Below are 12782 nucleotides of genomic sequence, written 5' to 3'. Positions count from 1 at the left end.
CCCCAAAATCGTATGGATTGTATGTGTTTCATGCGGATCCGGACGTCCCGGCTGTCGTCGGGTCATCCCTCGGGCACGGGCTCCCGCAGCACACCGGCTGCCTTCCCGGCGCGACCGCCCCGGCCCGCCGCCATCCTGGGCAGGACGACCAGGGCCAGGGCGACCAGCTCCAGCCCCGCGCCCGTCCAGGCCAGGGCGGCCGGCGAGAGCCGGTCGAGGACCGCACCGCCGACCGCACCGCCGAGGGCCACGCCGAGGTACGACGCGGAGCTGTTGACGGAGATGGCCACGCTCGGGGCAGTCGGTGCCAGGTCCAGGACGCGGTGGATGGCGGTGGGCGGCTCGGCCCAGTAGACCGTGCCCCAGGCGACGGTCACGGCGAGGAAGACCGCCACCACCGCCGCCGAGCCGGAGGCGAAGAAGCTCGCCAGCACGCCCAGCAGCGCCATCGTCAGCGCTACACCCGACACCGCGGCGGTGAAGGTGCGTTCGGCCCCGATGCGGTCGCCGAGCCGGCCGCCGACCGCGTTGCCCACGGCCCCGGCGACGCCGAAGACCAGCAGGACGATGCTCACCCGGGCGTCGTCCATGCCCGTGGTGGCGCGGGTGAAGGCCGCCAGGTAGGTGAAGACGGTGAAGCAGCCCGCGACCGCGAACAGGTTGGCCAGGACGGCCAGCAGCACCGGTCGCTGCGCGCCGATCCGGACCCGGTCCCGCATGCCGATCGCGGGCGGCTGCGGTACGGCGGGCAGGACCACGAAGAGGCCGACGAAGACGGGCAGGGCCAGCGCGACGACCAGCGCCAGGGTGAGGCGCCAGCTGCCGAGTTGGCCGACCAGCGTACCGCCGGGCACGCCGAGCGCGGTGGCCACCGTGAGGCCGCCGATGATCATGGAGACGGCCCGTCCCCGGTACCGCTCCCCCGCGAGCGCCGTCGCGGTGGCCGCGGCGGTGTTCATGTAGAGGGCCGCGCTGATCCCGGCCAGGATCCGGGCCGCCATGAGCGTCCCGTAGGTCGGGGCGAGCGCGCCCAGCAGGTTGGCGAGCAGGAAAACCAGCATGGAGCCGCGCAGCATGACGCGCCGGGACAGTCCGGCGGTCAGGGTCATCAGGACCGGCGCGCTGATCGCGTAGCTCAGCGCGAAGGCCGTGACGAGTTGCCCGGCCATCGGCTCGGACACGTCCAACTCGCCGGCGATGCGCGGGAGGATGCCGCTGATGACGAAGCCGTCCGTACCGACGGCGAAGGAGCCGATTGCGAGAAGCGCCAGAATCACCTTGTGGGGCATGGCGCCTCCCGGAGACCCGGCGCGGGATCACGCGTGTTACGAGCGTGAATTTCCCGGCCCCCCTTTCAGGTCGAGCCGGTCTTGTGAACCGGCTTTACGAACGGGGTTGTTCCGATCAACGTACCAGCAAGCAAGTGCCGACAAAAACGACCCGGGCGTGAAGGTGATCACGCGGAGCCACTGGCTTGAATCATTCCCTTTGCCTCCGGCGTGGCCGGGAAGGAAAGACGCTATCCGGCCAATATCCCAGTGCCCGCACTGCATGTGGCTGGAAACTATCGAGCAGGTCGATATGTTCGGCTCGCTGCCCCGCGCCCCATTTCCCCGAAGCGCCTGGACATGACCGAACCGTCAGGGAGGATTCCGTTTCCGCGCTTTCAGCCATTCCGCGCCCGGTTCCCCGGCAACGCGCCATCTTCTCGCGACCCCCTGCGGCCGACCTGGCGGTCATGACGGCCGCAGCCGTGCCCCCGGGTGGCTGACGGCTCCTCAATATTGGCTTGCGGCCACGCCGTCGGAGGTGTGACAACTGACCTGCACGAGCCGGGCCGCAGTTACCGCAGGTCGCAGTGGGTTGAGTCACACAAGGATGCATATTCGGCCCGGCATGACTAGCATCGAACGTCGGAACGGCCTCACCGGACCGCCGCGGCCATCGACCAACGGCCGATTATGAACGTCCGGTGAAGATCCGAGCAGTGACAGAGACAACGGGGGTTGAAACCATGTCACTTTCATCCGCATCGCCATGCCTGGATTCCGCCTGAACGTGCCGCCGTGCGCTGCATTCGGCGCAAGCGATTCACCGATGAATCACCACCGATAGAAAAGTCGGTCAGCCGGTTCACCGTGCCCAAAAAGCCGGGCCGGCCATCAAGGAGCTCGACCACATCGTGATAGACCTGCGGATCCTTCTCGTCGACAACTATGACTCCTACACGTGGAACCTCTTCCAGCTGATCTGGAAGGTGGCAGGTGTGCCGCCCGTCGTCGTGCGCAACGACGAGGCGACGGCGGACGAACTGCTGGGACGGGGCTTCACCCATGTCGTGATCTCCCCGGGCCCCGGCACCGCCGCCCGGGAAGAGGACTTCGGGCTGTGCCGGGACCTGCTGGAGCGGGCCACCGTGCCCGTCCTCGGGGTATGCCTCGGCCATCAGGGCCTGGCCCTCGCCTTCGGCGGCGACGTGCGGCACGCCCCGGAGACCGTGCACGGACGGACCAGCGCGATCACCCACACCGGGACCGGCGTCTTCACCGGCATCCCGCAGGGCTTCCGCGCCGTGCGCTACCACTCCCTCACCGTCACCGAGCCGCTGCCGGAACACCTCCTGGCGACCGCCTGGGCCGAGGACGGCGTCCTGATGGGCCTGCGGCACCGCGAACGCCCGCTGCACGGCGTGCAGTTCCACCCCGAGTCGGTGGACAGCGAGTACGGCGAGGCGATCGTCGCGAACTTCCTGGGCATCACCCCGACGCTGCGCTGGAGCGAACTGGAGGCGGACGTCGACGCCGAGGGCCTCTTCCTGCGCGCCTTCGCCGACAGCCCGTACAGCTTCTGGCTCGACAGCTCACGCGCCGCGTACGGCATGGGGCGCTACAGCTACCTCGGCTCCTGCGCCGGGGAGGGCCTGCAGGTCCTGCGGGCGTACGCCGGGGCGGGCGTCGTGGAGCGCGAGACCCACGAGGCCGTGGAACGTCTGCCCGGCACCGTCTTCGAGCACCTGCGGGCCGGTCTGGCGGCCACTGCGGTGCCGGCCGGCGCGTCGCCCGTGCCGTTCGCCGGCGGCTACCTCGGCTACCTCGGCTACGGCGTCAAGGGAAGCGTCGGCATCGGCCGGGCCGGCAGCGGTGAGCGGCCGGACGCCGAACTGCTCCGCGTCGACCGCTACGTGGCCTACGACCACGAGGCCGGCCGGCGCTACCTCGTCACGGTGGGCCTGTCCGCCGAGGAACACGACACCTGGTGCGAGGAGGTGCGCACGCTGGCACGCCGCCCGCTCGTGCCCCGGCCACGGCGCGAGAGCGCCCCGGCGGTGCTGGAGCCGGGCGTCGACCGCGAGACGTACCTGCGCCACTTCGACACCGTGCAGCAGTGGCTGCGCGACGGCGAGACGTACGAGGCCTGCTACACGTACCAGATCAGCGGCACCAGCGAGGCCGACCCGCTGGAGACCTACCTGCGGCTGCGGGCCACGAACCCGGCGCCCTACGCCGCCTACGTCCGGCTCGGCGAACGCTCGCTGCTGAGCTCCTCGCCGGAGCGGTTCGTCGCGGTCGCGGCCGACGGCGCGGTGGAGGCCAAGCCCATCAAGGGCACAGCCCCCCGGCACCCCGATCCGGTGGCCGACGAGGCCGCCCGCGCGGCGCTGGAGACGGACCGCAAGATCCGCAGCGAGAACCTGATGATCGCCGACCTGCTGCGCAACGACCTCGGACAGGTCTGCGCGGCCGGCACGGTCCACGTGCCCAGGCTGATGGCCGCGGAGTCCTACGCCACCGTGCACCAGCTCGTCACCACCGTGCGCGGGCAGTTGCGCCCCGACCGCGGCGCCGTCGACTGCGTGCAGGCGCTCTTCCCCGGCGGATCGATGACCGGCGCGCCGAAGAAGCGGACCGTGGAACTCCTCGACGAGCTCGAACCGGAGGAGCGGGGGGTCTACTCCGGCAGCCTCGGCTGGTTCGGCTTCGACGGGGCGGCGGACCAGTCCATCGTGATCCGCACCATCGTCTGGGAGGGCAACCGCGTGCGCATCGGCGTGGGAGGCGCACTCATCGTCCTCTCCGACGGCGAGGAGGAGTTCCAGGAGACGCGGCTCAAGGCCCGCGCGCTGCTGCGGGTCCTCGGCGTCGAGGAGCTGCAGGAGGCCACATCGGGAACGGCTGCGAGGTGCCGCGGATGAGCACGGTGGAATTCGAGACGGGTCGGGCCAGGCCCGACGAGGCGGAGGCGGTGGCCGATGCCGTCACCGCGCTCCTGCGGGAGCTGCGCGGGGACGCCTCGCACACGATCCCGGGACTCGGTGCGGCGGTGGCGGACGCCATCGCGGGCCGGGACGGCGCCGGGGTGCTGGTCGCACGGGACGGCCGGGGGCGGCTGGCCGGCGTACTGGGGTACACCACCCAGACGGCACTGCGGCTGGCCGCGCCCTACCGGCACGTCCAGGAGCTGTGGGTGGAGCCGGAACTGCGCTCCCGGGGGGTCGCGGCCCTGCTGCTGGCCGAACTGGACGCGCTGTGCTCCGAAGACGGCGTACGGCGGGTCGAAGTCTGCCTGCCCGCCGAGCAGTTCCCCTCCTACCCCCGGACGCTGGCCTTCTACGAGCGCTCCGGCTTCCGTGTCATCGGCCCGCGCGTGATCAAGGACCTGTCATGACCCTGCACGTGGTGGTACCGCAGGAGTCCGAGGCCCTGCCGTTCACGGTCGAGCCGGGCGGCGCCCGGGTGGCGAGCAAGGAGGTGCCCGAGCGGATCCACCGGATCCTGGCCGGTCTCCTCGACGGCGGGGCGGTCCTCTCCCCGCCCGGCGCGCACGACACGGAACGGGCCGAGCGCCTCGCCACCGCCGTGCACGGCAAGGAGCTGCTGGAGCACCTGCGCCACGGGGTACCGGACGGCTCCGAGTCCGTCCTCGACGACGCGTTCGCGGCCCCCGGCCTGCGGCAGGAGACGCCCGTGACGCGCGGCGTCCGGCCGGCCGCCCTGGGCGCCGCGGCCGCCGCGGTGCGGGCGGCCGAGCTGACGGCCGCCCGGGGCGAGCACGCCTATGCACTGGTGCGGCCCCCGGGGCACCACGCGGGGCCCGGCTGGTACGGCGGGTACTGCTTCCTGAACAACGCCGTCGTCGCCGCCCGGACCCTCCAGGAGGAGGGCGCGGCACGGGTGGGCATCCTCGACGTCGACTACCACCTCGGCAACGGCACGCTCGCCTGCGTCGAGGGCGACGCCACGCTGCCGTTCGCGTCCGTGCACTCCACCCGGCCCGACGACTTCCCCTACGCCTTCCCGCCGGGCCCCGGCCTCTTCGGGACCGGCTCCGACCCCGGTCCGCAGGGATTCCTGGCACTCGTCCGGGACGCCGTCTCCCACCTGCGCGGCCAGGATCCCGACGCGCTGGTGGTCTCGGTCGGCTACGACGTGCTCGCAGGCGACCCGCACGGCTCATGGAGCCTGGCGCCGGAGGTCTTCGGTCCCGTCGCCGCGCTCGTGACGCAGCAGCGGCTGCCCACCGTCTTCGTCCAGGAGGGCGGATACGGACTCCCGTCCCTGCGCGGCGCGGCCCGCGCCCTGGCATTGGAGGTATCGCGGTGAACGCGACCCCCGAAGAGGTCCTGCGGCCGTTCCGCGAGCGGCTGGAGACCCTGGACCAGCAGCTCGCCGAGCTCGTGGCGGCCCGGCTGACCGTCTGCTGCGAGGTGGCCGAGGTCAAGCGGACCCACGGCATCCCGATGATGCAGCCGCACCGCGTCACCGCGGTCCGCGAGGCGTATGCCGCCCGGGGCGAGCGGCTCGGCCTCTCGCCCGACTTCATGCGCTCCCTGGCCACCCTGCTCATCGACGAGGCATGCCGCCTGGAGGACGAGATCATCGACGCTCCCGCGGCGGCCGGCACGGAGGCACTGCGATGACCCTGACCTTCACCACCCTCGGTCCCGAGGGCAGCTGCCACGAGAACGCCCTGCAGCGCTACTTCGCCTTCCAGGGCATCGAGGACGAGGCCCGCATCGACCTCACCCTCGACCTGCACGACGGCCTGGAACGCGTGCGGCGCGGGGAGTCCGACTACCTCGTGCAGTGCAGCGCCCACCCCGAGGTGCACCTGCTCACCGAGCGGTACTTCAGCGAAGTCCACGTGGTGGACACCTTCGTCCACCCGACGAAGGAACTGGTGCTCCTCAGCCGCGCCGACGTGGAGCGGCCCCGCTCCCTCGGACTGGTCCCCGCCACCGCCGGCTACGTCGACGTGTCGCAGTGGGAGGAGGTGATCCCCGTGGCCTCCAAGCCCGTGGTCGGCGCCCAGCTGCTGGCAGGGGCGTACGACTCCGGGCTGACCCACCTCGAATACCTGGAGAAGTCGAACGGGGCGCTGCGGCTGGACCGCTACATCGGCGCGGTGACCACCACCTGGGTGGTCTACGGACGCCGTCCCCGCTTCTCCGGTGAAGTCATCGGCACCCGGTGCCGCGCATACCTGTTGGGAGCAGGCGCATGAGCGAGACCCCGTCCCCCGCACGCAGGATCCGCGTCTGCGACACGACACTGCGCGACGGCGAGCAGACCTGCGGCGTTGCCTTCCAGGTCGAGGAGAAGGTGAAGATCGCCCGTCTCCTGGACGAGATGGGCGTCGACGTCATCGACGCCGGTTTCCCGGCGTCCTCCCGGGCCGACCAGGACGCCGTGCGCGGCATGGCCGAACTGGGTCTGGACGCACGCGTGGTGGCGTTCTGCCGGCCGAACCGCACCGAGATCGACCTCGCCAGGGCCTGCGGGGCGAACGCCATCTACACCTTCCTGCCCACCTCCGACGTGCACATGCGGGTCAAGTTCGGCGGTACGGACAGTGCGGTGCGCGACCGCCTCAAGCGCGAGATGGCCGACGGCGTCGCCTACGCCAAGGACCTCGGCATGTACGTCGGCTGCGGGTCCGAGGACGCCACCCGGACGCCGTACGACTACCTGGAGGAGGTCCTGGTCCTCGCCCAGGAGAGCGGAGCGGACCTGGTCGGCGTCGCCGACACCGTCGGCTCCACCACGCCCGACGCCTTCCGCGCACTCATCCAGCGGCTGCGCTCGCAGATCCACGTGACCCTGTCCCTGCACTGCCACAACGACTTCGGCCTGGCCACGGCCAACACCGTTGCCGGCATCCTCGGCGGCGCGGACGAGGTGCAGTGCACGGTCAACGGCCTGGGCGAACGGGCCGGCAACGCCTCCCTGGAGGAGGTCGTGGTGGCCCTCACGCAGCTGTACGGCTTCGAGACGAACATCGACCTGTCCCGGCTCAAGCCCATGTCGGACCTGATCGCCGGCCTGTCCGGCATCGAGGTCAGCCCGATGAAACCGATCGTCGGCGGGAACGCCTTCTCGCACGAGTCCGGCCTGCACGTGTCGTCCGTGATGAAGGACTCCACCGCCTACGAACCGCTGCGGCCCGAACTGGTGGGCCACACCCGCCGGATCGTCATGGGCAAGCACTCCGGGAAGGGGATCATCTCCCACGTCCTGGACAAGCACGGGCTCGCTCACGACGACGAGGTCCTCGGCGCGGTGCTGCGCGAGGTCAAGGAGGCGTCCGTGCTGACGAAGTCGAGCGTCACCGAGGCCCAGGTGATCGGGATCTACCACGAACGGACGGGCACGGCGGTATGAGCGACGCGCACGACACGGGTGCCTGGTTCGCCGACCAGGCGTTCTGGACGGACTTCTACCCCCACCTGTTCTCGGCGGAGCGGGCGGCGCAGGCCGAGCGGATCGTGGAGCGGTCCCCGCTCCTGCGCTTCCCGGCCGGCGCCCGCGTCCTCGACCTGTGCTGCGGTCCGGGCCTGTTCACCGTGCCCCTTGCCCGGGCCGGCCACCCGGTCACGGGCGTGGACCTGAGCGCGCCGCTGCTGGAGCGGGCCCGGAAGAGGTGCGCGGACGCCGGTGTCGAGGTCCGGCTCGTCGAGGCGGACATGCTGGCCTTCGCCGAGCCGGGGGCGTTCGACGCCGTGGTGAACATGTTCACCTCGTTCGGGTACCTGGACCGGCACGAGGACAACGTCCAGGTGCTGCGCAACGCGCACACCAGCCTGGCACCGGGCGGGACGCTGCTCGTCGACGTCGTCGGCAAGGAGGTCCTGGCGCGGCGCGACGAGCGGGTCTCGCTCTCCGAGCTGGACGGAAAGGTGCTGGTACAGCGTGACACGGTGCTCGACGACTGGTGCCGGCTGCGCAGCGACTGGTACTCCGTCGACGGCACGCGCGCGGCCACCGCTTCGATGACCATCCACCTCTACAGCGCTCGCGAACTGCGGGAGATGCTGCACGGCGCGGGCTTCGCCGAGGTCCGCTTCCACGGGGACTACGAGGGCGGACCCTACGACCACCGGGCCGAGCGCCTGATCGCGGTCGCCACGAAGAGCGGGGGCGTCCGTGGCCACTGAGGTCGCCGTGCTGCGGTCGGCGTCCGCCGTCGGCCGCGAGGAGTGGAACGCACTGGTCCCCGCGGCCCAGGTGTACCTCTCGTACGACTGGCTGCGGGCGGTCGAGGAGTGCTTCGGGTTCGAGCTGGTCCTCTTCCTGCTGCGGGACGGCGGGCGTACGGTGGCCGGCGTCCAGGGCCTGCTGGTGCGGGACCCGGACGCGTTCCCGTACCACGATCCGACGGGCGCCCTGTTCGGCGACTACGAGAGGGACCACCTGCGGCAGGCCCTGGAGCGGGACCGGTCGCCCGAGGAGTCGGCCGGGGCGGGGGCGCTGCTCGACGCCGTCGTGCGCGCCGAGGCCGGGCACACGCGGGCCGCGGGCTATCCGGCGCTCGTGATGACCAGCCCGTACGGCTACGCCTGCGACGTCCTGACCCTGCCCGGGACCGACCGCGAGGGCGCCATCGGTGAACTCCTCGGCGCGGTGGACGCCTTCTGCCGGACCGAGGGGATCCCCTCGCAGTCCTTCCTGTGGGAGTCCGGCGGGGACGCGGACCTGCACCGCGCGCTCACCGCACACGGCTACCTCGGGTTCCTCTCCGACCTGGAGTACGACCTCGACACCGGGTCCTGCGCCTCCCTGGAGGAGTACCTGGAAACCCTGGACCGCAAGCGCCGTACGGTGGTCCGCTCCGAGATCCGCAAGTTCGAGGAGGCCGGGCTGCGCGTGGAGCGGGTCACGGACCCGGACCGGGCGGTCGTCGCCCGCTGCGCCGAACTGTCCGAGGGCCAGCAGAAGAAGTACGGGCTGCCCGTCGACCGGGACGCGATGGAGAGGCTGTTCACGGCGCTGCTGGCCGCTCCGGCCCTGGGGCCCGCCCTGTACGTGGTGCGGGGACGGGACGCGGAGGGCGCGCGGGACGGGGCACGACCGGACGTCGCGGGCTTCCTGCTGTGCCTGGAGGCCGGAGGCGTCCTGCACCCCAAGTTCCTCGGCTTCGACGCCGGCACCGTGGGCGCCGGCTACGCCTACTTCAACCTCGTCTTCTACCACCAGATCGAGCGGGCCGTCGCGGGCGGCCCGCGCCGTATCGCGTACGGCATGGGCTCGGCGGACGCGAAGCGGCTCCGCGGCTGCCGCCCCGCTCCGGTGCGGGGATGGATCCGGTTCTCCTCGCCGGCGGCGCAGCGGCGGATCGAGCCGTACGTCGCCGTCTTCGACTGCCTCAAGAAACAGCTTCTCGGCGACCAGGATGGACGCGTTCAGCGATGACTCTCGTTAAGCAGCTCTTCGAGCACAAACTCGGCCGTCCCGTGAGCACCGGCGAGGTCGTGGACCTGCCGTTCGACCTGTGCTGGGGCAGCGAGATGACCGTCAAGTGGGCCCTGGACATCCTGCGCGACTCCGGCTTCGACGACGCGTACATCGCCGCCGGCCTCGCCGCGCAGCGGGAGCGGACCGCCTTCGTCTTCGACCACGTGGTCCCCACCCACACCGCCTCGATGGCCTCGATCCTCGTGGAACTGCGGCGCTTCGCGCGCGAGCACGGCATCAAGGTGTTCGACGTCGGCTACGACGGCGGCATCCAGCACAAGATCCTCATCGAGCAGGGGCTGATCCGCCCCGGGGACGTCGCGGTCGGCGCGGACTCCCACAGCTGCACCGCGGGCGCGATCGGCTCGCTCGCCACCGGCATCGGCTCCACCGACCTGGCCATGGCCCTCGTGCGGGGCAGCTGCTGGATGCGGGTGCCCGAGGCGACCCTCGTCCGCTTCCACGGGAGCCTGCGCCCGCACGTCCAGGGCAAGGACGTGGCCCTGTACCTGTGCGGGCTGATCGGCGTGCACGGCGCGGTCTACCGGAGCCTGGAGTTCGGCGGGCCGGGCCTGGCCTCCCTGGCGATCACCGACCGGCTGTCGCTCAGCAACATGGCGGTGGAGATGGGCGCCAAGTACGGCCTGTTCCCCACGGACGCGGTGCTCGCCGACTACCTCGGCGACGAGGCGGAGTACCCGTCCTTCACCATCGACGAGGACGACGCCGAGTACGTCGACGTCATCGACGTCGACCTGGGCCTGATCGAGCCGACCGTCGCCCTGCCGTTCTCCCCCGACAACGCCGTCGGCACCCACCAGCTCCAGCACGTGCTGCGCAACTGGGACGAGTACGCCGGGCGCGAGGACCTGATGACCGGCGTGGCGCCGCTGGCCCGCAGGGCGAACGAGAACGGCGAGATACCCGTCGACCAGGTCTTCATCGGGTCCTGCACCAATGGCCACCTGGAGGACCTGCGGGTCGTCGCGGACGTCCTGCGGGGCAGGCGCGTCCACGACGCGGTCCGCACCATCGTCATCCCGGCCTCCCAGAAGGCGTACCGGGCGGCGATGAAGGAGGGCCTCATCGACGTGCTGATCGAGGCCGGCTGCTACGTGGAGTCCTCCAGCTGCGGTCCCTGCATCGGCATCAAGTCCGGTGTGCTCGGCAAGGGCGAGGTCGCGGTCTTCACCTCCAACCGGAACTTCCGCGGCCGGTGCGGTGACGTCGATGCCAGCGTCGTCCTGGCCAGCCCCGCCATTGCGGCGCGGGCCGCCCTGACCGGCGTGCTCGCCCCGATCGGCGACCGGAGCGACTACTACGCCGACGAGGACACGCTGCGGCGCGGCGTCGACGAGCTGTTCGCTCTCCACTCGGCGCGCGAGGGCCGGGCCCCGCACACCGCCGCTGCGGAGGCCGCCCCCGCGGCCCCGGCGGCGGGCGCGGCCGGCTCGGGGGACGGCGGAAACCTCGCCTGGGTCTTCGGCGACCACGTCAACACCGACGTGATCCTGCCCGGCGTGTTCTGCCAGATCCCCGACCCGGCCGAGTACAAGAAGCACATCATGGCCCACGCGGGGAACCAGCCGTTCCTCGACCACTACGCGGCGTCCGGGCACGACCTGAGCGGCTCGGTGATCGTCGGCGGGATGAACTTCGGCTGCGGCTCCTCCCGCGAGAACGCCCCGATGGGCATCAAGGCGTCCGGTGCGCCCTTCGTCGTCGCGCACAGCTTCGCGCGGATCTTCTTCCGCAACGCCCTCAACATCGGGCTGCGGCTGGTGGAGGTCGGGGACTTCGCGTACGGCATCCGGGAGGGCGACCGGCTGCTCGTCGACGACGAGCGCGGCGAGCTGGTCAACGTGACCCGCGGGACCTCCGCCCCGATCACCCCGCCCTCCGCGTTCGAGCGGGAGCTGCTCACCGCGGGCGGCCTTGTGGCGTACGCGTGCGCGCGGGTGGGGACGGAGGCGGCGGCCGTATGAGTACCGTCGCGGTCATCCCGGGGGACGGCATCGGGCCCGAGGTCATGGCCGAGGTGCTGAAGGTGCACGCGGTGGTCGAGGACGTCTTCGGCACCGGCCTGAGGACCGAGGTGCTGCCCTGGAGCGCCGACTGGTTCCTGGAGCACGGGGACGTCGAGATCGACATCCCGGCGGTCCGCCGCGACCACCGGGCGGTGCTGCTCGGTGCGCTCGGCGACGCCCGCATCCCCGACAACCGGCACGCGGTCCGCGTCATCGGCGGGCTGCGCCAGCAGCTGGAGCTGGGGGTCAACCTGCGCCCGGTGCGCCTGCGCACACTCGCGCACTGCCCCCTCAAGCACGTGGGCGCCGTCGAGGAGGTCGACCTGGTCGTGGTGCGGGAGAACACCGAGGACGTGTACGTGGGCGTCGGCGGCGCGGTCCGCGCCGGCGGCCCCGGACACGTCGCGATGGAGGTCGGCGTCCACACGCGCTGGGCGGTGGACCGGGTGGTCACGGCCGCCTTCGAGCTGGCCCGCACCCGCCGCCGCAGGCTCACCCTGGTGGACAAGAGCAACGCGATGCCGAGCGCCGGCCCGCTGTGGCAGGGCCGGTTCCGTGAGATCGCCGCGTCCTACCCGGACGTGGAGTGCGACCACCTGTACGTCGACGCCGCGGCCATGGAGCTGATCCGCAACCCGGCCCGCTTCGACGTCGTGGTGGCCGGCAACCTCTTCGGGGACATCCTGAGCGACGAGGCCGCCATGCTGGCCGGCGGGCTCGGTGTGGCGCCCTCGGCGAGCTACGACCCCGAGGACACCGGCTTCGCGGGGGTGTTCGAGGCGGTGCACGGCAGCGCCCCCGACCTGGTGGGCACCGGGCGGGCCAACCCGCTGGCGGCGGTGATGAGTTACTCGCTGATGCTGGACCGGATGGGGCTGCGCGAGGCGCACACCGCCGTCGAGCGCGCCGTCGACGAGGTGCTGTGCGGGGACGTGCTGACACCCGACCTGGGCGGCACCGCGCGCACCGGCGAGGTGGGCGACCTGATGTGCCGGGCGGTCGCCCGGCAGGACAAGGACTGAGAAGG

The 12782-nt window shown here is 71.7% G+C and carries 11 protein-coding genes; 10 read left to right on the top strand and 1 reads right to left on the bottom strand.

The features are described 5' to 3' along the window. Positions 1 to 62: 62 nt before the first annotated feature. Positions 63 to 1289 carry an MFS transporter gene (locus tag IF89_RS0112070; RefSeq protein ID WP_051807001.1) on the bottom strand — a complete coding sequence of 409 codons (1227 nt, stop codon included), beginning with the start codon at positions 1287 to 1289 and terminating at the stop codon, positions 63 to 65. 893 nt (positions 1290 to 2182) lie between these two features. Here IF89_RS0112070 and pabB point away from each other — a divergent pair. Genes pabB through IF89_RS0112020 form a run of 10 tightly spaced genes read left to right on the top strand, consistent with a single transcriptional unit; the run spans position 2183 to position 12777 of the window. Further along, positions 2183 to 4192, top strand: a complete 2010-nt coding sequence (gene pabB / locus IF89_RS0112065; protein ID WP_051807000.1) for an aminodeoxychorismate synthase component I — start codon at positions 2183 to 2185, stop codon at positions 4190 to 4192. Continuing rightward, positions 4189 to 4665 (top strand): GNAT family N-acetyltransferase, encoded by a 477-nt coding sequence (locus tag IF89_RS40750; protein ID WP_158717853.1) that lies wholly within the window; start codon positions 4189 to 4191, stop codon positions 4663 to 4665. The genes pabB and IF89_RS40750 overlap by 4 nt, the downstream gene beginning before the upstream one ends. After that, complete coding sequence (locus tag IF89_RS40745; RefSeq protein ID WP_051806998.1) at positions 4662 to 5600, top strand: hypothetical protein; 939 nt, start codon at positions 4662 to 4664, stop codon at positions 5598 to 5600. Before IF89_RS40750 ends, IF89_RS40745 begins: the two co-directional genes overlap by 4 nt. Next, entirely contained in the window at positions 5597 to 5917 is a 321-nt protein-coding gene (locus IF89_RS0112050; RefSeq protein ID WP_051806997.1) for a chorismate mutase, read from the top strand. The genes IF89_RS40745 and IF89_RS0112050 overlap by 4 nt, the downstream gene beginning before the upstream one ends. Next, a complete protein-coding gene (locus IF89_RS0112045) occupies positions 5914 to 6501 on the top strand; it encodes a hypothetical protein (RefSeq protein ID WP_030765353.1) in 588 nt (195 codons plus the stop codon). The genes IF89_RS0112050 and IF89_RS0112045 overlap by 4 nt, the downstream gene beginning before the upstream one ends. Further along, positions 6498 to 7658 (top strand): LeuA family protein, encoded by a 1161-nt coding sequence (locus IF89_RS0112040; protein WP_030765351.1) that lies wholly within the window; start codon positions 6498 to 6500, stop codon positions 7656 to 7658. The genes IF89_RS0112045 and IF89_RS0112040 overlap by 4 nt, the downstream gene beginning before the upstream one ends. Further along, positions 7655 to 8431 (top strand): class I SAM-dependent methyltransferase, encoded by a 777-nt coding sequence (locus tag IF89_RS0112035; protein WP_030765346.1) that lies wholly within the window; start codon positions 7655 to 7657, stop codon positions 8429 to 8431. Before IF89_RS0112040 ends, IF89_RS0112035 begins: the two co-directional genes overlap by 4 nt. Next, positions 8421 to 9686 (top strand): GNAT family N-acetyltransferase, encoded by a 1266-nt coding sequence (locus tag IF89_RS0112030; protein WP_030765343.1) that lies wholly within the window; start codon positions 8421 to 8423, stop codon positions 9684 to 9686. Before IF89_RS0112035 ends, IF89_RS0112030 begins: the two co-directional genes overlap by 11 nt. Continuing rightward, positions 9683 to 11713, top strand: a complete 2031-nt coding sequence (locus tag IF89_RS0112025; protein ID WP_051806996.1) for an aconitase family protein — start codon at positions 9683 to 9685, stop codon at positions 11711 to 11713. The genes IF89_RS0112030 and IF89_RS0112025 overlap by 4 nt, the downstream gene beginning before the upstream one ends. After that, positions 11710 to 12777 carry an isocitrate/isopropylmalate dehydrogenase family protein gene (locus IF89_RS0112020; protein WP_030765339.1) on the top strand — a complete coding sequence of 356 codons (1068 nt, stop codon included), beginning with the start codon at positions 11710 to 11712 and terminating at the stop codon, positions 12775 to 12777. Before IF89_RS0112025 ends, IF89_RS0112020 begins: the two co-directional genes overlap by 4 nt. Positions 12778 to 12782: the final 5 nt, after the last annotated feature.

The organism is Streptomyces sp. NRRL F-2664 (assembly GCF_000719345.1).
In the GTDB taxonomy this organism is placed as follows: Bacteria; Actinomycetota; Actinomycetes; order Streptomycetales; family Streptomycetaceae; genus Streptomyces.
This window is presented reverse-complemented; position numbering and strand designations above follow the sequence as displayed.

What these genes read in the sequence shown, in the direction of transcription:
- IF89_RS0112020 (WP_030765339.1), top strand. Translation starts at nt 11,710, where the DNA reads ATGAGTACCGTCGCGGTCATCCCGGGGGACGGCATCGGGCCCGAGGTC.
- IF89_RS0112035 (WP_030765346.1), top strand. Translation starts at nt 7,655, where the DNA reads ATGAGCGACGCGCACGACACGGGTGCCTGGTTCGCCGACCAGGCGTTC.
- IF89_RS0112045 (WP_030765353.1), top strand. Translation starts at nt 5,914, where the DNA reads ATGACCCTGACCTTCACCACCCTCGGTCCCGAGGGCAGCTGCCACGAG.
- IF89_RS0112070 (WP_051807001.1), bottom strand. Translation starts at nt 1,289, where the DNA reads ATGCCCCACAAGGTGATTCTGGCGCTTCTCGCAATCGGCTCCTTCGCC.
- IF89_RS40750 (WP_158717853.1), top strand. Translation starts at nt 4,189, where the DNA reads ATGAGCACGGTGGAATTCGAGACGGGTCGGGCCAGGCCCGACGAGGCG.
- IF89_RS40745 (WP_051806998.1), top strand. Translation starts at nt 4,662, where the DNA reads ATGACCCTGCACGTGGTGGTACCGCAGGAGTCCGAGGCCCTGCCGTTC.
- IF89_RS0112040 (WP_030765351.1), top strand. Translation starts at nt 6,498, where the DNA reads ATGAGCGAGACCCCGTCCCCCGCACGCAGGATCCGCGTCTGCGACACG.
- IF89_RS0112025 (WP_051806996.1), top strand. Translation starts at nt 9,683, where the DNA reads ATGACTCTCGTTAAGCAGCTCTTCGAGCACAAACTCGGCCGTCCCGTG.